Source organism: Pseudomonadota bacterium (assembly GCA_039033415.1).
Classification (GTDB): Bacteria; Pseudomonadota; Gammaproteobacteria; order Xanthomonadales; family SZUA-38; genus JANQOZ01.
Genome location: JBCCCR010000011.1, coordinates 69806 through 94162 on the forward strand (window position 1 = coordinate 69806; position 24357 = coordinate 94162).

At 63.0% G+C, this 24357-nt stretch carries 25 protein-coding genes; 11 read left to right on the forward strand and 14 right to left on the reverse strand.

From position 1 onward, the window contains the following. Window positions 1-80: 80 nt before the first annotated feature. The 3 genes from AAF358_10730 to AAF358_10740 form a co-directional block, all read right to left on the reverse strand. Entirely contained in the window at window positions 81-227 is a 147-nt protein-coding gene (locus tag AAF358_10730) for a hypothetical protein (protein MEM7706019.1), read from the reverse strand. Window positions 228-300: 73 nt separating this feature from the next. Continuing rightward, the gene (locus AAF358_10735) at window positions 301-504 is read right to left on the reverse strand and encodes a hypothetical protein (GenBank protein ID MEM7706020.1); all 204 of its coding nucleotides are present in this window, start codon (window positions 502-504) and stop codon (window positions 301-303) included. Then, a complete protein-coding gene (locus AAF358_10740) occupies window positions 505-1161 on the reverse strand; it encodes a DUF4389 domain-containing protein (protein MEM7706021.1) in 657 nt (218 codons plus the stop codon). Between the two features lie 109 nt (window positions 1162-1270). On the opposite strand from AAF358_10740, the gene AAF358_10745 reads away from it, so the two are divergent. Next, window positions 1271-2932 carry a hypothetical protein gene (locus tag AAF358_10745; protein ID MEM7706022.1) on the forward strand — a complete coding sequence of 554 codons (1662 nt, stop codon included), beginning with the start codon at window positions 1271-1273 and terminating at the stop codon, window positions 2930-2932. Window positions 2933-3050: 118 nt separating this feature from the next. On the opposite strand, the gene AAF358_10750 is transcribed toward AAF358_10745, so the two are convergent. Both AAF358_10750 and AAF358_10755 read right to left on the reverse strand, forming a co-directional pair. Continuing rightward, the gene (locus AAF358_10750; protein MEM7706023.1) at window positions 3051-3224 is read right to left on the reverse strand and encodes a hypothetical protein; all 174 of its coding nucleotides are present in this window, start codon (window positions 3222-3224) and stop codon (window positions 3051-3053) included. A 218-nt stretch (window positions 3225-3442) separates the two neighbouring features. After that, window positions 3443-4207, reverse strand: a complete 765-nt coding sequence (locus tag AAF358_10755; protein ID MEM7706024.1) for a M23 family metallopeptidase — start codon at window positions 4205-4207, stop codon at window positions 3443-3445. Between the two features lie 125 nt (window positions 4208-4332). Here AAF358_10755 and AAF358_10760 point away from each other — a divergent pair, with 125 nt between their 5' ends. After that, entirely contained in the window at window positions 4333-6270 is a 1938-nt protein-coding gene (locus AAF358_10760; GenBank protein ID MEM7706025.1) for a UvrD-helicase domain-containing protein, read from the forward strand. A gap of 171 nt (window positions 6271-6441) precedes the next feature. Here the strand turns inward: AAF358_10760 and AAF358_10765 are convergent, their stop codons facing one another. After that, entirely contained in the window at window positions 6442-8658 is a 2217-nt protein-coding gene (locus AAF358_10765; GenBank protein MEM7706026.1) for a patatin-like phospholipase family protein, read from the reverse strand. 142 nt (window positions 8659-8800) lie between these two features. On the opposite strand from AAF358_10765, the gene AAF358_10770 reads away from it, so the two are divergent. From AAF358_10770 to AAF358_10780, 3 genes are read left to right on the forward strand one after another with little or no spacing between them, the layout of a single operon-like run. After that, complete coding sequence (locus tag AAF358_10770; GenBank protein MEM7706027.1) at window positions 8801-9304, forward strand: sigma-70 family RNA polymerase sigma factor; 504 nt, start codon at window positions 8801-8803, stop codon at window positions 9302-9304. Next, complete coding sequence (locus AAF358_10775) at window positions 9297-9830, forward strand: hypothetical protein (protein MEM7706028.1); 534 nt, start codon at window positions 9297-9299, stop codon at window positions 9828-9830. The genes AAF358_10770 and AAF358_10775 overlap by 8 nt, the downstream gene beginning before the upstream one ends. After that, the gene (locus AAF358_10780) at window positions 9827-10357 is read left to right on the forward strand and encodes a DUF4252 domain-containing protein (protein MEM7706029.1); all 531 of its coding nucleotides are present in this window, start codon (window positions 9827-9829) and stop codon (window positions 10355-10357) included. The genes AAF358_10775 and AAF358_10780 overlap by 4 nt, the downstream gene beginning before the upstream one ends. Window positions 10358-10361: 4 nt before the next feature. Here AAF358_10780 and AAF358_10785 read toward each other — a convergent pair whose 3' ends face one another. Then, on the reverse strand, window positions 10362-10553 hold the full coding sequence (locus AAF358_10785; GenBank protein ID MEM7706030.1) for a hypothetical protein: 192 nt from the start codon (window positions 10551-10553) through the stop codon (window positions 10362-10364). Between the two features lie 181 nt (window positions 10554-10734). Between AAF358_10785 and hemL the strand changes: the two genes are divergently transcribed. Together hemL and AAF358_10795 are read left to right on the forward strand one after the other, a co-directional pair. Further along, on the forward strand, window positions 10735-12027 hold the full coding sequence (gene hemL / locus AAF358_10790; GenBank protein MEM7706031.1) for a glutamate-1-semialdehyde 2,1-aminomutase: 1293 nt from the start codon (window positions 10735-10737) through the stop codon (window positions 12025-12027). A 275-nt stretch (window positions 12028-12302) separates the two neighbouring features. Next, window positions 12303-14216, forward strand: a complete 1914-nt coding sequence (locus AAF358_10795; protein ID MEM7706032.1) for a VTT domain-containing protein — start codon at window positions 12303-12305, stop codon at window positions 14214-14216. Between the two features lie 54 nt (window positions 14217-14270). On the opposite strand, the gene AAF358_10800 is transcribed toward AAF358_10795, so the two are convergent. The 3 genes from AAF358_10800 to AAF358_10810 are packed head-to-tail and all read right to left on the reverse strand — an operon-like array spanning window position 14271 to window position 16746. Further along, window positions 14271-14882: an LON peptidase substrate-binding domain-containing protein gene (locus tag AAF358_10800; GenBank protein MEM7706033.1), complete on the reverse strand. Its 612-nt coding sequence runs from the start codon at window positions 14880-14882 to the stop codon at window positions 14271-14273. Window positions 14883-14890: 8 nt separating this feature from the next. Then, the gene (gene mpl, locus AAF358_10805; protein MEM7706034.1) at window positions 14891-16243 is read right to left on the reverse strand and encodes a UDP-N-acetylmuramate:L-alanyl-gamma-D-glutamyl-meso-diaminopimelate ligase; all 1353 of its coding nucleotides are present in this window, start codon (window positions 16241-16243) and stop codon (window positions 14891-14893) included. Then, window positions 16240-16746 carry a hypothetical protein gene (locus AAF358_10810; protein MEM7706035.1) on the reverse strand — a complete coding sequence of 169 codons (507 nt, stop codon included), beginning with the start codon at window positions 16744-16746 and terminating at the stop codon, window positions 16240-16242. The genes mpl and AAF358_10810 overlap by 4 nt, the downstream gene beginning before the upstream one ends. Before the next feature lie 125 nt (window positions 16747-16871). On the opposite strand from AAF358_10810, the gene AAF358_10815 reads away from it, so the two are divergent. After that, window positions 16872-17111, forward strand: a complete 240-nt coding sequence (locus tag AAF358_10815; GenBank protein MEM7706036.1) for a sulfurtransferase TusA family protein — start codon at window positions 16872-16874, stop codon at window positions 17109-17111. A gap of 7 nt (window positions 17112-17118) precedes the next feature. On the opposite strand, the gene AAF358_10820 is transcribed toward AAF358_10815, so the two are convergent. Further along, window positions 17119-17685: an adenylate kinase gene (locus tag AAF358_10820; protein ID MEM7706037.1), complete on the reverse strand. Its 567-nt coding sequence runs from the start codon at window positions 17683-17685 to the stop codon at window positions 17119-17121. Window positions 17686-17765: 80 nt separating this feature from the next. Between AAF358_10820 and AAF358_10825 the strand changes: the two genes are divergently transcribed. Then, entirely contained in the window at window positions 17766-19025 is a 1260-nt protein-coding gene (locus AAF358_10825) for a 6-phosphofructokinase (GenBank protein ID MEM7706038.1), read from the forward strand. Window positions 19026-19058: 33 nt separating this feature from the next. Here AAF358_10825 and AAF358_10830 read toward each other — a convergent pair whose 3' ends face one another. Together AAF358_10830 and AAF358_10835 are read right to left on the reverse strand one after the other, a co-directional pair. After that, entirely contained in the window at window positions 19059-20084 is a 1026-nt protein-coding gene (locus AAF358_10830) for a DUF2333 family protein (protein ID MEM7706039.1), read from the reverse strand. A 146-nt stretch (window positions 20085-20230) separates the two neighbouring features. Continuing rightward, complete coding sequence (locus tag AAF358_10835; GenBank protein ID MEM7706040.1) at window positions 20231-20728, reverse strand: sigma-70 family RNA polymerase sigma factor; 498 nt, start codon at window positions 20726-20728, stop codon at window positions 20231-20233. Window positions 20729-20938: 210 nt separating this feature from the next. On the opposite strand from AAF358_10835, the gene AAF358_10840 reads away from it, so the two are divergent. Both AAF358_10840 and AAF358_10845 read left to right on the forward strand, forming a co-directional pair. Continuing rightward, window positions 20939-21607 carry a protein-L-isoaspartate O-methyltransferase gene (locus AAF358_10840; GenBank protein ID MEM7706041.1) on the forward strand — a complete coding sequence of 223 codons (669 nt, stop codon included), beginning with the start codon at window positions 20939-20941 and terminating at the stop codon, window positions 21605-21607. A gap of 66 nt (window positions 21608-21673) precedes the next feature. Then, a complete protein-coding gene (locus tag AAF358_10845; GenBank protein MEM7706042.1) occupies window positions 21674-22993 on the forward strand; it encodes a TolC family outer membrane protein in 1320 nt (439 codons plus the stop codon). A gap of 38 nt (window positions 22994-23031) precedes the next feature. Here AAF358_10845 and waaA read toward each other — a convergent pair whose 3' ends face one another. Continuing rightward, a complete protein-coding gene (gene waaA / locus AAF358_10850) occupies window positions 23032-24354 on the reverse strand; it encodes a lipid IV(A) 3-deoxy-D-manno-octulosonic acid transferase (protein ID MEM7706043.1) in 1323 nt (440 codons plus the stop codon). Window positions 24355-24357 lie beyond the last annotated feature (3 nt).

Consider the following 24357-nt stretch of genomic DNA (forward strand, 5'->3'; position numbering starts at 1 on the left):
CATCCGTCGTTTCCCGTGAGCGGCGCAAAAAAAAAGCCCCGCTTCGGCGGGGCTTTTGCTGTTTGAACCGTGTTTGCTGCTCAAAAGCCCCCGCTACCGCTTCGCGCGATAATAAGGAGAGCAAGTACAAGCAGCGCGCCGACGACAGCCGGCACCAGATTGGTGGGGCGGGAGGCGGCTTTTGCCACCAGCTTTCGGCGCTGTTTTGCGGGTCGTCGCTGTTTCATCCCTCGATCCTCTGCCATGCTTTCTTTGGTGTCAAGCCCAAAACCCGGGTTTTTTGTTTCAAACTGTGGCGGTTTATTCGCTCAGCGCCTTAATGAGCAGGTCGCGCTCCAGCGTCGCCGCGGCCCGGTCGGGAAACTTGAGCTGCAGCTTCGAGTCCCCCAACAGCTGGATATTGAACTGAGCACCCTCTTCGTTCTTCGCTTCGAAGACCCGCGTGATGTGGATGATCTTGTCGAGCACCACCACATACCCTTTTACTTCGTGAATCCTGGCCATCTATCGGTTGTCATCCCCTGTTTGGTTTTCGTCATCGACTGGCTCTGGATCAACGGCGCCCTCCGGTTGGGGGGCCTCACCCTCGAACGAGCTCTCCGCCGGCGCTGCGGTTTCAGCTTCGGGCTGCCCGGCGTCGTCTTCTGCCGCAGTGCTCGCCGCCTCAGGCTTTGAGACCCGCTTGCCGGTTTTCTTCTTTCGTTTCTTTCGCGTTCCAGGCTTCTTGCTGCGTTTCTTTTTGCTCGGCGAGGGGCTCTTAGCCGCAGCGGGTTCCGGCCCGTTGGCGGGGGACTCAGCAGCTATGTCTGATGCCGGCGCCGCTTGGGCGTCATCGTCGGGATTAGGCTGCTGGGGCGGCAGCGGTTCGCCGAAGGGAAACGGCCGGCGGCTGGTGGCCTGGCTGGCGAAGAGCGCCATTTCGCGCTGATAGTCGATAAGCTGGCGCGTAAACCCCGTAATCCCTTCGTTGCGGCTTCCGGTGAAGATCAGAGCGCCCAGATTGATGACCACCGCCAGCCCAAGTAGCCACAGCGACAGCCAGAAAATGACCAGGTAAACGGCGGTGAGCAGCAGCCTGAGCCAGGAGTCGGTGTTGGACCAGGGGTCAGGGCTTGGCGCGGTTGAGGTCTGCTCGGCGCCAGAATCGGGGTTTTCAGCCATTGGGGATCCTCATTGGTTGAATTGCCGGGAAAAAAACCATATATCTCGTTCAGGCTCGATTCACGATCAGTGCTTATACTGAGCCTGCTAACTAGCGGGAGACCGTAACATGATCCGACACATATCCATCGTCCTGATGGTCACAGCGCTGCTCGGCGGCTGCGCCAGCTATTCCGACCGCTATGACGAGCTGGATGTTTACGGGTACGGCAACAGCTACGGTTATGACGACAGCTATGTGGTGGACGAGGTGGTTTACGGCGGCCACAGCTACGGCGGGTTTGGCGGCTTCGGCGCCCCCCTGGCTGGCGGCTTTGTCGGAGGAGCTGGGTTAGGTCCCGGATTTGGCCCAGGTTTTGGGCCTGGCTTTGGGTCCGGCTTCGGTTTTGGCTATGCCCACGATCCGTACTGGCGCAGCAGCGCCTTCGGCCTGTTCTATCAGGATTTCCCCAGCTACTTCGTTTGGTCGCCGTACCGCCGTTTTTATCCGGGCTTTGGCCACAACTTCGGCTTTGGTTTCGGCAGCACGTTTTTCGGCCCCTACCGCTACGCCGACTTTGGGTTTGGGCACTTTTCGCCCTTCTTTGGCTACACCTACCGGCCGCGGTTCAGCTACTTTGGCTTCCACAGTCCGACGTACTACAGCCCGTCCTATTTCTATGACTATGGACGTCGCGATCGGCGCTTTGCGGTCCGGACACCCCGGGCCGGGGCTGCACGGAATGAAGCTCGCCGGCTCGCCGGTGGCGCGCGCCCGGGTGTCTTCGCCAATCGCGCACAGACCGGTCGAGCCAAGCAGGAATTCCCGGTCAACGCCCGCAACAGCCGGACCTTCAGCAACGGCCGCACCGTTGGCGCCGCTGGATCCTTTAATACTCGCGGGGCGGCGAGCGGCAGCAGCCGTACGTTCACTGACCGAGGTCAGGGGTTAAGCCGAACACAGAGCGCCAGCCGAGCCACTACCGGCGGCCGCTCGCAGCGCGTTAACCGGGCTGGCAACGCCTTTAGCGGCACACGCAGCGCCGCTGGCGACCGCCAGCGAATTAATCGAAGCGCCAGCCGTTCGAACGCCGTCCGCCAGCCGGCGGCCGCGGCCTCGCGATCGACGCGGTCCTTAAGCCCCAGCGCACGGAGCACGGCGAGAACGTCAGCGACCTCGCGCCAGCGGTCGGCCGCCGCCAATCGACCGGTGAAGATAGAGCAGAACGGACGCTCGTTGGTGACGCGCCCGTCAGCCAGCCGCCAGGGAAGCTTCCGCACCCTCAACAGCCGGCCGCAGTCGCGGACCCGTCCCCAGGCGCGCACGTTTGGGACGACAACCCAGCGGAACGCCGGTTTTGCGTCGCGCACGCCGGCGAGATCCCAGGCCAGCTCTCAGCCTCGAACGCAGGCCAGAACACAGACCAGGTCTCAGCCCAGGACGTCCCAGCGAAATTCAACGAATCGTCGCAGCACGGTGCCGGTCAACCGAACGCCGGTGGTGCGCTCTTCCGCCGGACGAGTGCCTACCCGGTCGACCACTCGATCGACCAATCGCAGCAGCGGCGCCCGGAAGCCGGGCGCGGTGAACCGCCCGGCCGCACGGTCCCCCGTCCGCTCGGCCCCGCAGAGCCGCAGCTACCGGCAGTCGACGCCGCGTCAGCCCGTGCGCCAGCCGGCACCTCGCACGCAGCAGCGTGCACCGGCTCCGCGTCAGTCAGCGCGTTCCGCGCCGCCCCGGCGCAGCTCTGGCGGCCGCAGTCGCTCAGGCAGCCGAGGCGGCCGCAACTAGGGTACCTGGCGGGGCGTCTAGCGAAAGCGCGTTAGGAAATTACTGGCTTCAAGGACAATCCCTCCACCCGGCCTGAGGCCGGGCGGAGGGCGCCTTTGAGGGAGGAAGAATCGCAGTCTCAGCGGGACAGCTGATCCAGTTCGCAGCGCAGCTCCGACCTTCTTGTCTTGAGCGCATCCACATCTGGCTTGCCGCTGGGCATCCGTTCCAGCTCAAGCTCAATCTTTCCCAGTTCGACCATCAGGTCGTGTAGCGTGGCGACGCGCTGGGTCCGATTGCCTGCTTGAGTCACGGCTAACATCCTGTGTAGCTACCCATCCGATCCTGCGGTGATAACAAAGCAATTGCTGTGCCAATCTGAAGTATTGCCGACAAACGTGGCAGTCGAGGCGCTCAGCGACAACATTGGGGTGGTTTGGCGCCCAAATAGTGACGCGTCACGTCAGTTTTTGCCCCACTTAAACCGGCTACCGCGTCCATAAATGCAGGAGTGAACGGCCTTGCTGGACGTCAGGGTGTCGGCTGCTTTTCCAGCCGCTGCCCGCTGCGGGGTTTCCGAAGCACCTTGCCGCCATTGCCGAAACGAAAGGGCAGGGATCGGGTTCGACCCCAGGTATCGGCCCGATAGACCGCAAAGTGAAGATGGGGCATCGTGCTGTGGCCGGTGTTGCCCGACAGGGCGATGGGCTGACCGGCGCTGATCCGGTCCCCGACATCCACCAGCGCCCCGTCTTTTTTCAGGTGGTAATACTCGCCGGTAGTGCCGTCGTCGTGCAGGATCACCACAAAATTGGCGTAGCGGCCGCAGCCTTTCTCCCAGCAAGCCTTGTTGTGGCGCTCGCGGACCCTCACTACGACGCCCCCGCGCGCCGCGTTGATCTGACTGCCGACGGGCATATCAAAATCCACCGCGTAGTGCTCCCGGCCGGTATGAGAAAAGCGGGATCCGAATCCCTGCACAATCCGCCAGCGCTCGCCGACGGGAAACGGCAGCTGGTAAAGAAATTGGTCGTCGTGATCGACGGTTTGCAGGCCCACCGTCCAATCGAACCAATACTGGTAGCGGTAACGCTTACCTTCCTGCTGGCGGGTGTAGGCGGCCAGCTTGCTGCGCTCCTCACCCTGTAGCGACACCGTGACGCTACCGTTCGGCCCTTTCAGGTTGCTGGTCTCAGCGCGGAAGCTCAGGGTCAAAGGCCAGGGCTTTAAGTTTCGCGCAAAGAAGTTGATGCCGTCAGCGTGTTCCTCCGGCTCGACGCAAACCCAATCGTCCATGCAGGAGGGATCCGCGGCGTTCGCGCCCCAGCTGAGCAGGAGGAGAAGAAAAACCGCCAGGGAAGCGTGGCGATAAGCTGAATGACTGATAGCATGCACCGCGTTCTTCTGACACCACCGCTATCGTGAAGTTTCAGCTCAACCCTCAACAGCAGGCCGCCGTCGACTGTTGCGACAAGCCGCTGCTGGTGCTGGCCGGTGCCGGCAGCGGCAAGACCGGCGTGATCACCCGTAAGGTTGTCCACCTGGTCCGCGGGCAGGCGCTGCTGCCTGAAAAGATCGCTGCGATCACGTTCACTCGCAAAGCCGCCCGTGAGATGCGTCAGCGCGTCGCTCGACAGCTCGGCGACCAGGCTGCCCAGGTCTGGATCTCGACCTTTCACGCGCTGGGCCTGCGGATTTTGCGGGAGGAGGCTGAACGCCTCGGCTATCGGCCGGGTTTCAGTATCTTCGATCCGCAGGACAGCCTCACGCTGCTGCGGGAGATCCTGCCCGACAGCGCCAGCCGGGATGATCTGGAGCGCATCCGCTGGCAGATCAGCGCCTGGAAAAACGAGGGGCTCGGGCCGGACGACGCACCCGGCGAGCCGAATACGCTCGAGGTATTTCGTGGCTATCAGGAGCGGTTGAAACACTACAACGCGTTTGACTTTGACGATCTCGTGGCGCAGCCCGGGGCTCTGCTGGCGAGCGATGCCGACTGCCGCGAGCGCTGGCAGTGGCAGTTTCGCCACGTGCTCGTCGACGAATGTCAGGACACGAACAGCTGCCAGTATCGGCTGCTGCGGCTTTTGATCGGCGCGCGCACGGGCCTGACTGCGGTGGGTGACGACGACCAGTCTATCTACGGCTGGCGGGGCGCCCGGCCGGACAACCTCGAGCAGCTGCAGCGCGATTTTCCTGAACTGTCGATCATCAAGCTGGAGCAGAATTACCGGTCGAGCGGGACTATTCTCAAGGCCGCCAACGCGCTGATCGCACACAACCCTCACACCCTTAGCAAGGCGCTGTGGAGCGAACTCGGCGTCGGTGATCCGGTGGCGCTGCGCCCCTGTCAGGACCCGGCTGACGAGGCTGATCAGGTGGTGGCCGCCATTCTCGAACGAAAGTTTGCCCGCAAGGCGCAGCCTGGCGACTTCGCCATCCTCTATCGATCCAACCATCAGGCGCGAGCGCTGGAGCAGGCGCTGCGCGGCCACCGGCTGCCCTATCGGGTATCAGGCGGCCCCTCGTGGTTTGAGCGTGGCGAGATCAAAGATCTGATCTGCTACCTGCGGCTGCTCGCCAACGAGCGGGATGACGCGGCGTTCCTGCGCGTGATTAATCGTCCGCGACGGGAAATCGGTGCGGGTACGGTCGACAAGATCGCCGAGGCTGCAGCCCGTCGGGGCGGCGCTCTACTTGCCGCGAGCCGTCACCTGCCGGCCAGGGTAGCCGCTCGTCCCGCCGCCCGCGTGCGTGATTTTGTCGAGTGGCTCGACGAGCTCAAGGAGAGTTCCCTGACACCCGGCCAGATGCTGGAGCGCGTTGTCGATGAAACCGGCTTTCGCGATTTTGTTGCCCGCGAGGCCGGTGATGAAGCGACCGGACGATCTCGAGCCCGCTCGGTGGACGAGTTTGTTAAGTGGGTTTCGGGGATGGAGGGCGGCCTGACCGAGGTCATCCAGCAGCTCTCCCTGGGTGATGAAGATTCCTCGGACGATAACGACGATCGCGTGCGGCTGATGACGCTCCATGCCGCCAAGGGTCTGGAGTTTCCTCACGTCTTTATGGTCGGCGTGGAGGAGGGGGTGTTACCGCATCGAAACTCGCTGGACGATGGCCAGCTCGAGGAAGAGCGTCGGCTGATGTACGTCGGTATCACGCGGGCCCAGCAGAGCCTGACGATCAGCTGGTGTCAGGCGCGCCGGCGTTTCGGCGAGGTGTCCGACGAGGGCGTCAGTCGATTTGTGGCGGAGATTCCCGAAGAGCTGGTGCACCGTCACGGCGCACAGGACGTCAGCAGCCCGCAGACCGCCAAAGCTCACCTGGCCGGACTGCGGGACATGCTCGGAGACCTTTAATCAACCGTTGAAAAAAGCCATCCATGGCCCATGCTCATAACGATGGCAACGACGCCAAGTGAAAAATGTGATTTTCACTTGGCTCACATTTTCAATGGCTCTTAGCCATCGAAAATGCCGGCACATCCCTGTGCCGCTGTAGCGCGCCGAAGAACTCGGTTCTTCGGCTCGCTAATTGGAAAAGACGTCGCCCAGTCGGATGAAAAAGGTGCCGTCCCCTTCCTCGCCCATACCGACACCTATGTACAGCGGTCCCAGCGGCGATCGGTAGCCAAAGTACAGGCTGCCGTGGAGCAGGGCGGAGTCGAAGCTGATGTCGGAGCGATCGTCCCAGACGTTGCCGAGCTCCACCGTGCCACCCAGGTAGGCGGGGAACAGGCCGCCGCTGTTGAGGGCGTAGCGATAGCCGGCGATGCCCAATGCCAGGTGCTGGCCAGACAGCTCGTTGAATTCCAAACCCGACAGGTTGCCGAATCCGCCGGCGCGGAACTCACCGTAGATCGGCGCGTTGCTGTCGATGGTGGTGTTGAAGGTGCCCCCCAGCAGGAGATGGTGACGATCGCGCAGGAGCCAGTTGTAGAAATAGGTGGAGGTGACCTGGCGGAAGTTGGTGTCCGCACCGAGGGCACCGGATTCGCCGAGCATCTCGATCTCTCCAAAGCCCCCCGTGTCGGGAAAAAACAGATCGTTCAGATGGTCGTAGCGAAAGCGGGCAAACCACTCACCCAGGTCGAAATCCACGTTGGGGATTCCGAGGTCGCCCACGCTGACCTCGCTGTCTCCGGTGCCGAGCCTCAGACCCACGCTGAAGTCGGCTGAGTTGCCGAACTCTTTGCCCGCGCTGAATTCCAGCTGAGCCTGATCGACCAGGATTTCAGCCTGCCGCTCGCCGTCTTCAAAGACGCGAAACTGGTCGCGCCGGATTTCCGCCCGTGCCGTCAGATACCAGGGCGCGCGAGCCTGGAAGGGTTTGTACAGCTCGGTGAACAGCGCCGGCTCCTCGCCGATCTGGACGACAGTCCGCCAGTCCCCGCCGAGCTCGTCAATATCGGTCTTCAGTAGGCCGAACCGAAGATTGAACGCATTGTCGTTGGCGTCAGAAATAAAGGTGAGGCCGTATTCGATGAAATTCGGCGCGCGCGGGTCTGGCAGAACGTCGAGCACTACGCCGAGCTCGCCGTTCTCCTCGGTGAGGCGGTAGCGGACCTCGCGGAGAAATCCCAGTCCATAGATCTGCGCCAGCTCACGATCGAGCTCGTCAAAATTCAGTGGCTCTCCCGTGGCGATGCCCAGCCGACTGAGAATCATGTCGTCGGAGTACACCGACTGATTGTTCAGACGAACCCACTGGATAACGCCGGCTGGATTTCGGCAGTCGAGCAGTGCTCGCCGGTAGGCCCGGTAGTCGGCTTCGCTGAGGCTGTAGGGGCGCAGGCGATCAGCCTGCGCCAAGGCGGTCGCTTCGCCGACGGGGATCGCATCGCGAAATTTCTCGAAATCCACCGAGGTCAGCGTGTCTGACAGATCGGGAACCAGCAGCGTGTCTTCCGCCCGCAGCAGCCGGGTCTGCGCGGCGGCACCCTGCACGACCAGCAGGTTGGTCAGCTGCTCGACCATGTCAAACAGGTTGCCGAGCTCGTCGCGCCCGAACAGCGGCGTACCCACGTCGACGGCGATAATCACATCCGCCCCCATATCCCGCGCAATGCCCACGGGCAGGTTGTTGACAATCCCACCATCCACCAGCAGCTGGTTGCCGCGGGGAACGGGTGAAAACGCGCCGGGAATTGACATGCTGGCCCGCATAGCTGCGGCCAGATCGCCCTCCTTCAGCACCACCTCCCGGCCGGTGATAATGTCCGCCGCCACGGCGCGAAAGGGGATGGGGAGGCGGTCAAATTCTTCCTGCTGAGTTTGTCCCAGGGTGATCCGCTTGAGCAGCAGGTTGACCTTTTGGCCGGCCAGCACACCGCCTGGCAGGACCAGCTCTCCCTCCCGGTAGCCGAGTTTTGGTCCGAACAGGTCCAGGTCGTCGTCCCGCTTGCGTCGAAAGCGGCGCTCGATACGGCTCGGCTGGTCGACAAAGAGGTCGTTCCAGTTGAGCTGGTTCATCTGCTGTTCGATCTGCGCGCTGGTCATGCCGGTCGCGTAGAGCCCCCCGATAACCGATCCCATCGAAGTGCCGGTGATGAAGTCGATGGGGACGCGCATGGCCTCCAGCTGTTTCAGCACCCCGATGTGGGCCGCGCCGCGGGCGCCGCCCCCGCCGAGGACCAGCCCGATCCGAGGCCGCTCATCGCTGGTCAGCCGGCAGAAACCGGGTGATGGCTCAGGCGTCTCGGCCCCGCTGACTGGGCTGAGCCAGGTCAGCAGCAAGGTGAGCCACAAAACGAATTTTCGGAAAAAAATACGCACAACTGTTTCTCGCTGGCAGGTTAAGGGGGCATGTTAGCGGGGCAAATCCAGGCGAACGAGCCTAAATATGACCACAGGCTGTAACCTCAGCTTCGCTGGTCCGTATGATGGGGTAATGAAACGACGTTTCCGCCGCCTGGTGAAAGAACACCAGGGCCAGCTCTTTTCGCTGGCTTACCATTTGCTGGGCAATTCGGCCGAAGCCGAAGACGTGGCGCAGGACGTGCTCGTCAAGCTTTGGCAGCACCTGGCTGGGCTCGAAGCCGAGCGGGTAAAACCCTGGCTGCTGCGGGTCACCCGCAACGCCTGCCTGGACCTGCTGCGCCGGCGCCGCTACAGCCAGGCTTACGTTGCCGAAACCGTGGGTGGTGAGCCCCTGGCGGTCACCGAGACCCCGCTGGATCGACTGTCAAGCAGCGATCTCGGGCAGCGGCTGGCCCAGGCGATCCGGGAGCTGGACGAGCCGTTCCGGTCGCTGGTGGTTTTGCGCGACGTCGAAGAACTGAACTATCAGGAAATTGGTCAAACGCTGGATCTGAGCGACAGCCAGGTCAAGGTTTACCTTCACCGAGCGCGTCGCAAGCTGCGCAAGCGCCTTGGGAGTGAATTGGATGACTGACAAACAACTGCCGACGTGGTTTGACGAACGGATTGAAGCCTGGCTCGACGACGAGCTGAGCGGCAGCGAGGCGGCGCTGTTCGAGGCCCGGCTCGCCACCGATCCACTGCTCGAGCGTGAGGTTGAACGCGCGACTCGGCTCGGCGCTCAGCTCCAAGACCTGCCTGCTCTTCAGGCGCCCAGCTCGCTGAGCCGGAACGTCATGGAGATCACCGGCAACACGTTTGCGCTGCCCAAGCTCGCGTTCCCTGCCTGGGGCTGGTCGCTCGGCGGTGCCTGCGCTGCGGCGCTGGCACTGATGGTCACGCTGGGCCCCGGGGTTCTCCCCGGGGGTGAGCCGGAGCTTCAGCCGACGGCACAGGAGCTGGCCAAGGCCCGAGCGGATCTGGCGCTGGCGCTGGGCTATGTGGATCAGGCTGGAGACATGGCGGCCCGTCAGCTGGGCGGCCAGGCGGGCGCGCTGACGGTGCGGGGTCTGCTGGAGCCGGCCCGGCGACTGAACAGTGACGGTGCCGACACGATATGAGGCGACTGGCCAAACTACTGCTGACGGCCCTGCTGCTCGCGCCGCTGGCCGCGGTTGCCCAGGGCTTGACCGACCATCCGGGATTTGTCGACTTTGGTGACCTCGACGGGATCGCCGACGTTGAGCCCACGGTCGAGGTGTCGCTCGGGCCTGCGCTGCTCGGGTTTCTGCGCAAAACGGTTGCCAACGAGGACCCGGAACTCTCCAGCACGCTGGGCAAGCTTCGCGGTATCGAGCTCCGGGTCTTCGAACTGCGCGCCGACCAGCTCGACAACGCCCGCGATCAGGCGCTGTCGATTTCCAAACGTCTGAAGTCGGCAGACTGGGAGCCGGCGCTCCGCGTTCGCGGCGGCGATGGGACGGTCCACATGTTTATGAAAACCCGCGACGAGATCGTAGAGGGCATGGTGGTGATGATCGTGGAATCAGGCGGCGACGCGGTGTTTCTGAACATTGTCGGTGAGATCGATCCGGAGCAGCTCGGCAGCGTTGCCAGTCGCTTCGGCGTTGACCTGGACGACCTATAACGCACTACTCCGGCGTCTTGCCTCGTCGCGCTGGCCGACTGGGCTGCCGGCTGCGGTCCGAAACCCCTGGTCGAGGCGATTCGCAGAGAGACCAGCGAAAGCACGGGTGGTCCACCTGGTAGGGGACAAGCTGCCAGTGATTCGGCAGATTCGGGCTCTCGATCAGATCGTCCGTAGCGGGTACAAACTGCAGCATCAGCAAATCCTCCTTGATGAATGAGCCTCCGTTTTACCGGGGCGCAATGGCCGGCTCGTAACGTCGTTCTGACATTTTTCTGGCAACAGATATCGCTGCAGCTCCGGGTTCTGCTAATCTCGCCGCTGGGCGCGCGCTCCGGCGCGCGCAGTCTCCAGAATTTCGAATACTGAGGTAGCTAATGCAATCCAGCGTCGACCTTTTCGCTGCGGCCTGTGAACGGATCCCCGGCGGCGTCAATTCGCCCGTGAGGGCCTTCAAAGGTGTGGGCGGGGACCCAATTTTTATGCGCCGCGCCGAGGGCTGCCGGCTTTACGACGAGGACGGCAAGGAATACATCGATTACGTGGGTTCCTGGGGTCCGATGCTGGCTGGCCACAACCATCCGAAGGTTCGTGAGGCGGTGGTGGACGCGGCGCAGCAGGGTCTGAGCTTCGGGACCCCGTGCGCCCGTGAGGTCGTGATGGCTGAGCTTCTGTGCCAGCGAGTGCCGGGGCTGGAACTCGTCCGCATGGTGAACTCGGGCACTGAAGCGTGCATGAGCGCGCTGCGTCTGGCCCGCGGGTTCACGGGCCGGGATCGGCTGATCAAGTTTGAGGGTTGCTATCACGGCCACGCGGACTCGTTTCTGGTTAAGGCCGGCAGCGGCGCGCTGACCCTCGGGCAGCCCAATTCCCCCGGCGTGCCCGCCAGCCTCGCCGATCTGACGCTGACGCTGAACTACAACGACATCGATCAGGTACGCGAGGTGATGGCGGAAGTCGGTGACCAGGTCGCCTGCATCATCGTTGAGCCGGTGGCGGGCAATATGAACTGTATTCCGCCGCAGCCCGGCTTTCTTGAGGGCCTGAAAGAAGTCTGCGAGGAGCACGGCTCGGTGCTGATCTTCGATGAGGTCATGACCGGCTTTCGGGTGGCCAAAGGCGGCTGTCAGGAGCGCTTCGGTGTCACCGCCGATCTCTGTACCTTTGGCAAGGTGATCGGCGGCGGCATGCCCGTCGGGGCTTTTGGTGGCCGTCGGGACATTATGGAGCACATTGCGCCGACCGGACCGGTCTACCAGGCCGGCACCCTGTCCGGGAACCCGGTGGCCATGGCGGCCGGCATCGCCAATCTAGAGGTGCTGGCGGAACCGGCGTTCTACGAGCGGCTTGAAGACAAGATCAACTATCTCACCAAGGGCCTGAATGAGGCGGCCGCGGCTGCGGGCATCCCGTTCATGACCCAGCAGGTGGGCTCAATGTTCGGCATGTTCTTCACCGACCAGCCAGCGGTGACTACGTTCGCTGACGTTGAGCGATGTGACGGCGAACGGTTCAAGCGTTTTTTCCATCTCATGCTTGAGCAGGGGGTTTACCTCGCGCCTTCAGCGTTCGAAGCTGGGTTTCTATCGCAGGCCCATGATCATGCGGCCCTCGATCAAACGATCAAGGCTGCGGCGGGAGCGTTTTCCACGCTGGCTGACGGGGCCTGATTAACGAGCGTCCTGGCACGGTAATTCGTTGAGTTTCAGCGCGCGTCCACAAGGCCTGGGGCAAGGCGCGAGCCGCCGGCCAGGGTGGTTCCCTGGCCAAGGTTCGCAACGCCGCCCCAGGCCTTGTGGTGCGCGCCCGAAGGGAGCCCCCTTGCCAACCATAACCGCGTTGCACCGCTTGCCAAGGGCGACGGCCATGGTTGGCACGATGCGCCTTGTTCTTGGCGGCAAGGGGGCTCTGAAATGCAACGAATTACCGTGACAGGACCCTAGCCATGCCGGATTGGCTGTCGGCGATCCTGGAATGGCTGCGGCTTAATCCTCAGCTAGCCGGTCTTGTCATCGGCGCGGTCGCTTTCTTAGAGGGGCTGGCGGTGGTCGGGATTATCGTTCCCGGCATTGTCATTCTCTTTGGGTTCGGGGCGCTCGTGGGCTACGGCGTCCTTGAACTCTGGTCGGTGTGGCTGTGGTGCAGCGCTGGTGCGATCGCCGGCGACGGGTTGAGCTTCTGGCTCGGCCATCACTTCAAAGACCGGGTCCGCGACGTGTGGCCGTTCACCCGCTACCCGAGCCTGCTGCGTCAGGGTGAAATGTACTTTCGACGTCACGGCCTGAAGAGCGTGGTGATCGGTCGATTTATCGGACCTATCCGGCCGATCATCCCGGTGGTTGCCGGGATGCTCCACATGCCGATCAAACACTACCTGCCGGCCAATATTGTGGCTGGCCTTCTCTGGGCGCCGGCCTACCTGCTGCCCGGCCTGATTTTTGGCGCGTCGGTTGAGCTGGCCCAGGCGGTCGCCTGGCGGCTTGCGCTGCTGCTGCTGCTCGTCGGTGGCGCCGTCTGGCTGTTGTCAGCCCTGATCAGCGGTCTTCACTTGGTGGCGGCGCCGTTCACGCGCCGCTGGACAGCCGGTCTGCTGGCCTGGTCGGTCAATCATCCGCGGCTGGCGGTGGTCGGCCGCAACCTGGTCGACCCGAAGCGTCCGGAATCAGGGTCGCTCGTGATGCTGGCTGTGGTGCTGCTGCTGGCCGCCGCCGGCAGTCTGTGGCTCTTGATCACGGTCCCCCTTCGCTTTCATGCAGGCGTCGATCTCAGCGTGGCCGCGGCCGTGGAGCAGCTCAGATCACCCTGGACCGACTACTGGATGGCGATGTTTGCGGGACTGAGCTCGCTGCGGGTGGTCGGGCCCTCATGTGTTGCGGTGCTGCTGTGGCTCCTGCTGCGTCGGCAGCGGCTGGCTGCCGGCCACCTCGTTGTGGCCTTTGGCTTCGGCGTTCTGCTGGCGGGGGCGATGGTGCTGATTGATGCGCTGCTGCGGGACCAGCAGAATTTTGTGGTTAGCGCCTCCGTAGGACACGTTGCGTTAGCGGTTTCGGGCTACGGCTTTCTGAGCATCCTGCTGACCCGTCAGCTCCCGCTGCGTGGTCGAGTCTGGCCCTACGTGGCGTGCGCCATGCTCGTACTGCTTGCCTCAGCCGGACATGTGTATCTGGGTATCTATGAGGTCAGTGAGGTCCTGCTGGGGATCAGCCTGGGCGCCGTCTGGGTGCTCGCGGTTGGGATCGCCTATCGGCGTCGGGCCCGGCGTCATTTTCTGCTGAGCCCGGCCGCGGGAATCTTTTTTGCTGCGCTGCTGGCGGCGCTGGTCCTGGAGGGCCGGACCCGGAGTGGCTCCATTGTCGCCGCCTCTTTCCCGCCATCTCCGCCCGATCTGCTGACCCCGAGTCAGTGGGTCACCGAGGACCGCTACAATGCGGATGAACCGGTGAGCTTCTGGTATCGGGGGCCGGTAGGACTGCTGCTGGAGCGCCTCGAGCGTGACGGCTGGTCTGAACCGCCTGCCGCGAGCTGGCAGACGCCCATCGCTATGCTGCAGCCGGATCCGAGCATCGAGACCCTGCCGCTGCTGCCTGCTACCGTCGGCAACTACCAGGACTTTACGGCCCGTGTACTGGCCCCCGATGGCGCTGAGGAGCTCGTCGCGCTCCGTCTTTGGCCAACGCACCTCGTCTACCTGGGTGATGGTCGGGCGCCGCAGCCGATCTGGGCGGGCAGCGTCGCCCGTTACCGGGTTCAGCGTGTGTTGTACTTCTTTCATTTCTGGCGCTGGGAGGCGTTTCAACCGCTGCCGCCGGCGCTGCTGCCCCTGGAACGCGCCGGCGAGCTCAGGTCTTTCGACCGCTGAGTCGGGAGGGAGCGTCGCGGCGGATCGCGTCGCGAGAGACACTCGAGTACGGCGTCAGTCGGAACCCTGGTCGGACTGTAGCTGCGGCACAATTTCCAGCAGACGATCGAGCCGACGACCGGGATCATCGAGTTCCAGCAGCATCTGCCGGGTCGTGCCGTCGAGCGGCAGCAGTTCCGACAGCCGGCTGCCGACCCAGTCGGCGTCCTCGATCAGGACGGGTTGCGGGTTGTAGTGCTCGCTGACGCTGTCGAGCAGGCGTTCCAGCAGCGTGCGGAGCAGCAGATGCTCCGTTTTGAGGGACTGAGCGGGGGCGGGCGCCACCAGCGCAACCTCGGCGGTAAGCAGGCCGTTGTCCCGCAAAGCGGTCTTGAGAATCCGGTACCGCTGCACCCCAACCGCGGTGATCCCGAGCAGCCCATCGTCCATCGTGTAGAAGTCCTGGATTCGGGCCGTTGTGCCCATGACCACCGTCGACGGGGTCTCTCCCGCCTCTTTGCCGTCAACGATGAGGTTGACGCCGAACTCCCCGTCCTGTGCCGCGCAATCGCGAACCATGTCCAGATAACGTGGCTCAAAAATCCGAAGGCTCAGCGGGCCGCCCGGAAAGAGCACCGTGTTGAGCGGAAAGATGGGGATCTGCTGGGTAGGCTGGTCGATGCTCATGGTGTGACTCAGGTGGCTGTCCAGAGGCGGGCCGTCTCTCTGGCAACGCCGCCGAACCCGCCGTTACTCATGAATACTAACTGATCGCCCGGTTCGAGGTGTGCTGCCAGCGTTTCGGGCAGCTTGTTAAGTTCACTGACAATACTCGATCGACCGTGAAGGGCCTGTTCAAAGGTCTCGGTATCCCACTGAAGATCGGGCGCCGCGTAAAGCCAGACGCGGTCGGCCAGCTTCAGCGCGGCCGGCAGACGGTCGACGTGAATGCCGAGCTTCATCGTGTTGCTGCGGGGCTCCAGGACCACAATCAGTCGACTCTGCGGCCGCGCTGCCGCAAGTCCTTCCAGCGTGGCGGCGATGGCGGTGGGGTGATGGGCAAAATCGTCGATGATTCGCACGCCTTTGTGTTCAGCAAGCAGCTGCTGACGTCGCTTGGGGAGCTCGAAGGTGTCGAGCGCCGCAGCGGCCTGCTTCACGCTGAAACCCGCCGCATCGCAGCTGCAAAGCGCCGCCAGAGCGTTTTGCAGGTTGTGCTGACCCGACAGAGACCAGCGGCCCTCGACCCGAGTATCGGGCGTCTCGAGCGCAAAGCTGCTTTGATCAGGTGCGGTAAACGCGGCTTGCCAGGCGGTGCCCTGGCCGATGCGAATTGCGTGACACCAGAGGCCGCGTTCGAGCACCTCGTTGAGCGCTTGGCTGTCCTCGGGCGCAATCACCACGCCGGACCGCGGCACCAGCCGCAGCAGGTGGTGAAACTGGGTCTGGATGGCCGCGAGATCGGGAAAAATATCGGCGTGATCAAACTCCAGGTTGTTTAGCAGCGCAATGGTTGGGTGGTAGTGCACAAACTTTGAACGCTTATCGAAGAACGCGGTGTCGTATTCGTCGGCCTCCACCACAAACCAGTCGCCCTCGCCGAGTCGGGCGGAACGGTCGAAGTTGCCGGGGACGCCGCCAATCAAAAAGCCCGGGCTGGCGCCGCAGCTTTCGAGCAGGTGAGCGACCATGCAGGCTGTCGTGGTTTTGCCGTGGGTTCCGGCAACCGCAATAACCTTGCGTTCGCGCAGGACCTCATCCCCGAGCCACTGCGGGCCAGAGCAGTAGCGAAGCCCCGACTCCAGCACATGTTCAACGGCCGAATTGCCGCGCGACAGCGCGTTGCCGATGATGACCAGGTCGCAGTCGTCCGGCAGTCCCGCCGGATCCCAGCCGCTGGTCAGCTCGATACCGGCGTCGCTCAGCTGGGTGCTCATGGGTGGATAAACGTTTTGATCCGATCCGCTGACGTGATGCCCCATCTCTCTAGCCAGGAGCGCTAGTGATCCCATAAAGGTTCCGCAGATGCCGAGGATGTGCAGCTTCATGGAAAGATCAGTGCCCGGATGACGGCCAGCAAGGCAAAGGTCAGGGTCGTCAGGGCGAAGCCCGCCGTAAAGGTGACATTCAGCGCGTGGCGAAAAATGTGGGCATCGACCACAAAGCTCCATGCCAGCAGAAACAAAAAGGCAATTCCGGTAAGCGGATCAACCGGTCCCGCCTCTGTGGTCTTAGGAATCGACAGATGCAGGGGTAAGACCACGAGGTAGATCAGCGCGCCGCAGCCGGTAAAGGCGGTCCAGGTTTGGGTGAAGCGCGCTCCCATGCCCGCCAGCCGGAGAATGATCGCCAGCGCCAGCAGCGACAGCAGCAGGCTGACCAGTGACTGAGTCGGGAAATGGGCGGGGCTGACGATCCGGCCGGCGATCAGGTCCAGCAGCAGGTAGACGCCGGTGGTCACGACCGCCAGGCCCTGGGAAGCGGGGAGGTCAGCCGGCGACCTGCGCAGCAAACAAATATCGACAAACCCGTTGATCAGAGGCCAGATCATCAGCGGCGCCGGGTGGCGGGATCCCGGGTATGATGACGCGATGCAGCACCGTACCGCGTCCGAACGCTCGCTCGGAAGCCATCAAGTGGGGGGCGGCGCAGCGACAGCGCGGGCGCGGCAGACCGGTGACTAGTTCCTTGACTCGGGTCGACGCGAGAGGCCTCTGGTGTCCGGAGCCCGTTGTTCGCGCTCGCATCGCGCTGCAAGCGCTGGCGCCCGGCGACCGCATCGAGCTCGTTGCCACCGACCCTCACGCAGAGCTGGATATCGAGGTATTTTGTGCAACCAGCGGTCATCAGCTGCTACAAGTTGAGCGTCGCGATGACGAGTGGCGCTTTGAGATAGCCCGGGCGGCAAGCCCCTGACGGGCAGCTAACGGTCGGCCAGCACACCCACGATCCGCGCGTTCACTTCCTCTACCGTGCCGACACCAAAGACCTGAGACAGCTTCTCCTGGTCGGCGTAGAAACCGACCACCGGTGCGGTCTGCTCTTCGTAAACGCGAATCCGATTGCGAACGGTTTCTTCGGTGTCGTCGCTGCGACCCTCTTCTTCGGCCCGCTTCGCAAGCCTTCCGACAATAACCTCGGGATCGATTTCGATCTGGACCGCTTCTTCCACCGGCTGGTTCATGTCCGCCAGCAGCGCGTCGAGCGCTTCAGCCTGAACGAGATTGCGCGGGAAGCCGTCGAGGATGAAGCCGCCGTCGACGTCGTCATGCTGCAGACGCTCCCGCAGCATGCCGAGGACCAGTTCGTCCGACACCAGCTCGCCGGCATCCATCACCGATTTCGCTTTCAGGCCAAGTTCGGTTTGCGCCTTTACAGCGGCTCGAAGCAGGTCTCCGGTAGAGATATGGGGGATGTTAAAACGCTCAGCCAAAATTGTTGCCTGAGTCCCTTTGCCAGACCCGGGCGCGCCCAGGAGCACAATGCGCATTAGCGTCTTCCCGCCATGAATAAAGGCCGGTAAGCTACCAGCCTTCCCGCCGTGACGTCAATGAAGGAGCCCGCCTGTCCATGTCCCGGAAAAACGCGCTGTATGCTCAGTCCGGCGGCGTGACCGCCGTCATCAACGCGACCGCCGCTGGCGTGATCAGTGAATGCCGTTTGAACCCGGACCGGATCGGTACGGTCTTCGCTGCACGCAACGGAATTCTCGGCGCGCTGCGCGAGGAGCTGGTGGATACCGCAGCGTATGCCGACGAGCAGATTGAGGCGCTGCGCCACACCCCCGGAGGGGCTTTCGGCTCTTGCCGATTCAAGCTCAAGGGGCTGGAGGAGAATCAGGCCGAGTATCGCCGCCTGATCGAAGTGCTGGCAGCGCACGATATTGGCTACCTCTTTTACAACGGTGGCGGGGACTCGGCAGATACGGCCTACAAGGTTTCGAAGATCGGCGACGAGCTCGGTTACCCCGTGGTCTGCGTTGGTGTCCCGAAGACGATCGACAACGATCTGCCCGTCACCGACTGTTGCCCGGGCTTCGGCTCGGTCGCCAAGTACGTGGCCGTTTCGATGATGGAGGCCAGCCTGGACGTGGAGTCCATGGCGGAGACATCCACCAAGGTTTTTGTCATGGAAGTGATGGGCCGGCATGCCGGGTGGATTGCTGCCGCCGGCGGCCTGGCCGGGCAAGGGCCGGATGAGCCGCCGCAGATCATCCTGTTTCCGGAGATCCCGTTTGACCAGGAGGCGTTTCTCACTAGGGTGCGCCAATCGGTTGAGCAGACCGGCTATTGCTCGATTGTGGTTTCGGAAGGGGTGCGATGGCCCGACGGCAGGTTCCTGGCAGATTCTGGCGTGAAAGACGCTTTTGGTCATGCCCAGCTCGGCGGTTGTGCGCCGGTCGTGGCCGGGATGGTCAAGGCGGAGCTCGGCTACAAGTACCACTGGGCGGTGCTGGACTACCTTCAGCGCTCGGCGCGTCATCTGGCGTCAGCGGTAGATCTGGAGCAGGCCACGGCGGTTGGCCAGGAAGCGGTGCGCCTGGCCCTGGCCGGCAAGAATTCGGTGATACCGGTCATCGAACGACTCGCTGATGAGCCCTACCGCTGGCAGGTTGTCGAAGCACAGCTCGCGGACATGGCCAACGTAGAGAAAATGATGCCGCGGTCGTTCATCACCGAGAATGGTTTTGGTATCACCGACGAGTGCCGGCGCTACCTGGCGCCGCTGATCGAGGGGGAAGCCTATCCGCCCTACGAACGCGGGCTGCCGCAGTACATTCGACTGCCGCTGACGATCGTCGACCAGAAGCTGGGCGCTTTCGAACCCTGACGTTGTGCTGCCCGCAGCCCGAACGCGGGCAGCTCAGCCCTGCTGCAGCAGATTCCGCAGGTCGATGATCGCCGCGTTGGCCTGCGAGATATAGGAAGCCATGACCAGCGAGTGGTTGGCCGTGAAGCCAAAGCCACCACCGTTAAGAACCATGGGGCTCCACATCATGCCCTGTGTCGCCTCCAGGTCGCGAATGATCTGCCGCAGGCTGGCGGTGGCGTTTTTCTTTTCCAGCACCGACGCAAAGTCGACCTGCACCGCTTTCAGCAGATGTATGAGTGCCCAGCAAGAGCCGCGCGCCTCGTAGAACACGTCGTCGATCTCCAGCCAGGGCGTCTGCACCCGGACTTCGCTGGGCGCATTGGTGGCCTGCTGGGCTGCGGCGTCGCCACTCAGATCCGTGTTGACACGTTTTGCACCGACGCTGGCATTGAGTCGCGTGGCGAGGGAACCCAGCTGCTTTTCCACCACGGCCAACCATTCCCGTAGGTTGTCGGCGCGGGCGTAAAACTGCGCGTCGCTCTGCTGCGGATCAACCAGGCGTTCCAGATAGCGGTCCAGCGCCTCCACGGCCTCGCCGTACTCGGTCTCCGCCCGGGGCAGCAGCCACTTTTCGGAATCGATGTTGAGCTTCGGCTGCGCAAGCTGCAGATCGGTGTCTTCCAACGACTGACTCTGCGAGCGGCTGAGGTCGTAGCGGAGGATCAGCGCGAGATCTCGGGCCTGCCGCAAGACGCCCCATTCCCAGTTGGGCACGTTGTCCATAAAAATGCTCGGCGGGGTCACGTCGTTGGATAGATAACCCCCACGCTTCTCCCATAGGCTGCGGGTGACCCGCTGGAGCGTAGCGACCGTGACATAGCCCGTGACCGGCGTGTGTCCTCGCTCTGCGGCCTGGGCGGCGGCGCTGCGCTCGACGTCGAAAAGGTCGGGCGTGCTGTCGTAATAGAACATCAGCACAACCATCAGCACAGCCAGCACCGCCGGCAGGATCACCAGAAATGACTTCTTCAGATCCGCAAGCAGAAAAAATTCGCGAATGCGCTGGCTGATGCTCATGCGTTGAGTCCCGGCTTTTGTGGGGGTTGGCGACGGCGGTAGGCACGCGGATGCAGACCGAGCGCCCGACGGTTGCGAGTCGCTATTTTACCAGCTCTGTGAGGTGAAGCTATGGGCCATCAGGCAGGTGCGGTCCTTGGCGTGAGTCAGGCCTTGGAGGCATCCACCAGTGCGCCTTTAAGTTTCTCGCGTGCCCGGAACAGCTGGGTCATGACCGCGCTGCGGGTCAGCCCCAGCTCGGTCGCAATCTCCTCGCAGCTCATGCCGACGACAACCTGCAGGACGATCGGCTCTCGGTATTTGGCGTCCAGTTCCAGCATCGCGGTACGCAGGAGTCGCATCTCTGAGTCGTCCTCCGGTGTTCCCGTGCCGGTATCGGGGATTTCTAGACCATCGATGTCGGTCAGGTCCGGCACCTTTCTCTCAAAGGTGCGGGCGAACTCTCGCCGAAGGATGGTGATCAGCCAGCTCTTCGCGGCCTTTTGGTCGCGGAGCTTGTCGAAAGACCGCCACGCGCGCAGGTAGGTCTCCTGGACCAGGTCGTTGGCCAGCGTTGGGTCCTTACAGAGCCAAATGGAGTAACGTTTGAGGTCATCGGCATACTCGCGAACGAGCGCTTCAAATTTGGACGGGGTCGAGGCCATAGAGTCGTAGGGTGGCAGTGCCGAGATTTAAGTCCAGCGGGGGGACCTGCGTCAAGTCGGGCCGCTGCAGCGCGGCGGGTGGATGACCTATGGCACTCGCTGCCGAAATGCACCTGGCAGACCATACTCCTGGCTTGTTTCACCCCTGCATTGTGCTTACCCTCTTGCCTCCTTAACTAGACTTGGCCCCTGACGGTGGCGTTTATGGGAATGAATTACGAGGTAGCGCGGCGCAACATGGTAGAGCAGCAGGTGCGGACCTGGGAAGTGCTCGAGCCTAGGGTGCTTGACGTGCTGGGGGCGGTTCCCCGAGAAGATTTTGTCAATCCACGGTATCGCAAAATGGCGTATGCGGACACCGCGCTGCCGCTGGACCACGATCAGCGGATGATGAAGCCGGTGGTTGAAGCGCGGTTGATGCAGGCGCTGAATCCTCAGCCGTCGGAGACGGTGCTGGAGATTGGCACCGGAAGCGGCTACCTGGCGGCCTGCCTGTCCCGGCTGGCTGGACAGGTAACTTCCATCGACTGTGTGGAGGCGTTTGTCAATTCCGCGCGCCGACGTCTTGAGAGTGTTGAGGCTGACAACGTAGGCGTCCATCACCTGGATGTGTTTAGTCAGGAGGCGGTCGCGCAGCAGCTGGCGGGCCAGACATTCGATGCGATTGCGGTGACGGGCTCGGCGCGGACGCTGCCGGAACAGTTCCATCACCTGCTGCATGCAGAGGGTCGGTTATTTATGGTTGTTGGAGATGAGCCGGCGATGGAGGCCTGCCTTTTCCGGCGCGTGGGAACCGGCGGTTGGGCGGTGGAGAGTTTATTCGAGACCGACCTCGGCCGCCTGATCGGCGCTGAAGATCAGCCCACGTTTGAGTGGTAGCCCGGCGTCGCCGGCCAAGACAGCCGAAACCGGACGAATCAGAAAAAATAGATAAGGTTGAGCGGGATGAAAAATACCATACGGATGATGGCAGCTTGCCTCGGGCTTGGCACCGCGGCGGTGCAGGCCGAGGACCTGATGGAAGTTTACCGGCTGGCGGTGCAGAGCGACCCCCAGCTGGCGGCCGCGGGAGCGCGTCTTCGAAGTACTGGAGAGGTAAAGCGCCAGGCGTGGGCAAGCTTTTTGCCGAGCCTCACCGCTAGCGCGAGCTACAACGACACACAAGGTAGCTTCACCTTGGTCGACGGTCGGGGCGACGATATCGACCAGTCTCAGGAGCAGCTCCGGGTGCAGCTCAGTCAGCCCATTTATCAGCGCGAAAACTATACGCGGCTGGACGCCTCCCGTGCGCAGCTGGCGCAATCTGAAGCGGACTACGAGCTGGCGCTCGACAACCTGATGATTCGGGTCTCGGAGGCATACTTTAACGTGCTGACCGCGGAAGACGCGCTGCGCTTTGCGACCGCGGAAGAAACCGCCAACGCGCGTCAGCTTGAACAGGCGGAGCAGCGTTATGAGGTCGGCCTGACGGCCATCACCGACGTCCACGAAGCCCAGGCGGCGTACGACCGGGCTCGGGCCAACGTCATTGTGGCGCAAAACAGCCTCGACGATTCCAAAGAAGCCTTGCGCGAGCTCACCGGTGTCGAAATCTCCGCCGTACAGCCGCTGCGCGACGATTACGCGATCAAGCCGCCGCCGGCAGACCCGATGTCCGTGTGGGTGGACTCGGCAACGATGGGCAACCCCAGCGTGCTCAGCCGGAAATTTGCTGCTGACGCTGCGTATCACAACATTCGCACGCAGCGCGCCGGGCACTACCCATCCGTAGATTTGAGCGTCACTTATCAAGACAGCACGAACAGCGGTGACCTCGGCGCATTCGCCACCGAAACCCAGGATTTCACCACGCTAGGCGTCACCCTGACGGTGCCGGTGTATGCCGGCGGGGCCGTCGCCTCACGCGGTCGCCAGGCCGCCGCGGACTACGACGCCGCGCTCGACCAGCTGGAGCAAGAAAAGCGTGGGGTAACGCGCACCACCCGCAACAGCTATCGAGCGGTGCTTGCGGGCATCAGCCAGGTGGAAGCGTTTCGCCAGGCGGTGGTCTCCGCCCAGAGTGCGCTCGAGGCCACCGAAGCCGGCTTTGAGGTTGGGACCCGGACCATTGTGGATGTCCTGCTGGCGCAGCGGACCTTGTTTCAGGCGCAGCGCGACTTTTCCCAGTCGCGGCACGACCTGGTCGTCAACCGGCTACGCCTGCGCGCTGGTGCCGGGACGATCGAGGTCACCGACCTCGAAACGGTGAATCAGTTTCTGAAATAGCGGTCGTGTCGGCCGCGGTGAACGCGGCCGCCAGGACACTACGTCCGCGCTGAGGCTGGCGGTTCGACGCTACGGGCGGTTGACCGGAGCGGTTGTAGATCCTGAACCGCCGTTTCGACCAGTTCGAGCGTTCGCGTCAGGGCGCCCCGATTCTCCTGCACCAGCTCAAAGCCACAGCGTCCCATCTGCTGCCTCTGCGCCGGATTCTCAGCGAGCTCGAGCAGGCGCCGAGCCAGCGTCGCCTGATCCTCCACTCGCAGAGCACCGTTGCGGCTGAGCAGCATCTCAGTGATCTCCGCAAAATTGAATGTGTGAGGCCCAACCAGCACCGGTACGCCCAGCGCAGCGGGCTCGAGCACGTTGTGGCCGCCAACCTGCGCGATGCTGCCGCCGACAAACGCGAGGTCAGCGGCGGCAAAGTAGTTCAGCAGCTCCCCCATGGTGTCCAGCACAAACACTTCCGTCGTCGTGCTGGCCGCCAGATCCTCGCTGCGGCTGGCGGTGGCAAGACCCAGCGCCCGGCAGCGAGTGATCACGCGGCCGAATCGCTCCGGATGTCTAGGGGCGATGATCAGCAGCGCGTCGGGATGGCGCCGCAGCAGATCCATGAAGGCCGGCAATAGCGCCTCCTCGTCATCTTCGTGGGTACTGGCCGCCACAACCACGAGGCGCTCAGGCCCCCAGTCGCTGCGGATTTCTCGCCCAAACTGCTCCAGGCCGGGCGGCAGCTGCAGGTCAAATTTCAGACTGCCCACCACGTGAAGCAGTTCGGGGCGTCCGCCGAGCTTGGCGAGACGCTGACGGTCCGTTTCGGTCTGCGCCGCCACCGCGGCCGCGCAGTTCAGCGCATTCGCGACCAGCGGTCGAACCGGCCGATAGCCCTGCAGCGACCGCTCGGACAATCGCGCGTTCGCCACCACCAGCGGAATCCCCCGTTCCTTGCAGACAAAAAACAGGTTGGGCCAGATCTCCGTTTCCATCACGACCGCAAACAATGGATTGGTTCGTTTCAAAAATCGGCTGATAGCCGCCGGCAGGTCATAAGGCAGGTAGACGTGAAAGACGTCGTCTCCCAGGTTCCGCAAGACCTGTTCTGATCCGGTTGGCGTGACCGTGGTGACTACCAGCGCATGATCAGGATAGCGGGTTATCAGCTGACGGATCAGCGGCAGCGCGGCGTTGAATTCCCCGACCGACACCGCGTGCACCCAGATGCTGCTCTTGAATGGTGGTGCCGGGAAAAAACCGAAGCGCTCACGCCACCGCCAGAAGTATGCTCTGGCCCTGAAACCCCGAATCACCAGTCGGTAAAGGATGACCGGCGTCAGCAGGTACATCACCAGGGTGTAGAGTCGAGTCACGTC

Excerpts from the sequence above, each read along its gene's own strand:
- AAF358_10795 (MEM7706032.1), top strand. The coding sequence starts at position 12,303 with ATGCCGGATTGGCTGTCGGCGATCCTGGAATGGCTGCGGCTTAATCCT.
- AAF358_10845 (MEM7706042.1), top strand. The coding sequence starts at position 21,674 with ATGAAAAATACCATACGGATGATGGCAGCTTGCCTCGGGCTTGGCACC.
- AAF358_10785 (MEM7706030.1), bottom strand. The coding sequence starts at position 10,553 with ATGCTGCAGTTTGTACCCGCTACGGACGATCTGATCGAGAGCCCGAAT.
- AAF358_10835 (MEM7706040.1), bottom strand. The coding sequence starts at position 20,728 with ATGGCCTCGACCCCGTCCAAATTTGAAGCGCTCGTTCGCGAGTATGCC.
- AAF358_10780 (MEM7706029.1), top strand. The coding sequence starts at position 9,827 with ATGAGGCGACTGGCCAAACTACTGCTGACGGCCCTGCTGCTCGCGCCG.
- hemL (MEM7706031.1), top strand. The coding sequence starts at position 10,735 with ATGCAATCCAGCGTCGACCTTTTCGCTGCGGCCTGTGAACGGATCCCC.
- AAF358_10810 (MEM7706035.1), bottom strand. The coding sequence starts at position 16,746 with ATGATCTGGCCTCTGATCAACGGGTTTGTCGATATTTGTTTGCTGCGC.
- AAF358_10745 (MEM7706022.1), top strand. The coding sequence starts at position 1,271 with ATGATCCGACACATATCCATCGTCCTGATGGTCACAGCGCTGCTCGGC.
- AAF358_10825 (MEM7706038.1), top strand. The coding sequence starts at position 17,766 with ATGTCCCGGAAAAACGCGCTGTATGCTCAGTCCGGCGGCGTGACCGCC.
- AAF358_10730 (MEM7706019.1), bottom strand. The coding sequence starts at position 227 with ATGAAACAGCGACGACCCGCAAAACAGCGCCGAAAGCTGGTGGCAAAA.
- AAF358_10740 (MEM7706021.1), bottom strand. The coding sequence starts at position 1,161 with ATGGCTGAAAACCCCGATTCTGGCGCCGAGCAGACCTCAACCGCGCCA.
- mpl (MEM7706034.1), bottom strand. The coding sequence starts at position 16,243 with ATGAAGCTGCACATCCTCGGCATCTGCGGAACCTTTATGGGATCACTA.
- AAF358_10830 (MEM7706039.1), bottom strand. The coding sequence starts at position 20,084 with ATGAGCATCAGCCAGCGCATTCGCGAATTTTTTCTGCTTGCGGATCTG.
- AAF358_10840 (MEM7706041.1), top strand. The coding sequence starts at position 20,939 with ATGAATTACGAGGTAGCGCGGCGCAACATGGTAGAGCAGCAGGTGCGG.
- AAF358_10800 (MEM7706033.1), bottom strand. The coding sequence starts at position 14,882 with ATGAGCATCGACCAGCCTACCCAGCAGATCCCCATCTTTCCGCTCAAC.
- AAF358_10820 (MEM7706037.1), bottom strand. The coding sequence starts at position 17,685 with ATGCGCATTGTGCTCCTGGGCGCGCCCGGGTCTGGCAAAGGGACTCAG.
- AAF358_10735 (MEM7706020.1), bottom strand. The coding sequence starts at position 504 with ATGGCCAGGATTCACGAAGTAAAAGGGTATGTGGTGGTGCTCGACAAG.
- AAF358_10775 (MEM7706028.1), top strand. The coding sequence starts at position 9,297 with ATGACTGACAAACAACTGCCGACGTGGTTTGACGAACGGATTGAAGCC.
- AAF358_10755 (MEM7706024.1), bottom strand. The coding sequence starts at position 4,207 with ATGGACGATTGGGTTTGCGTCGAGCCGGAGGAACACGCTGACGGCATC.
- AAF358_10770 (MEM7706027.1), top strand. The coding sequence starts at position 8,801 with ATGAAACGACGTTTCCGCCGCCTGGTGAAAGAACACCAGGGCCAGCTC.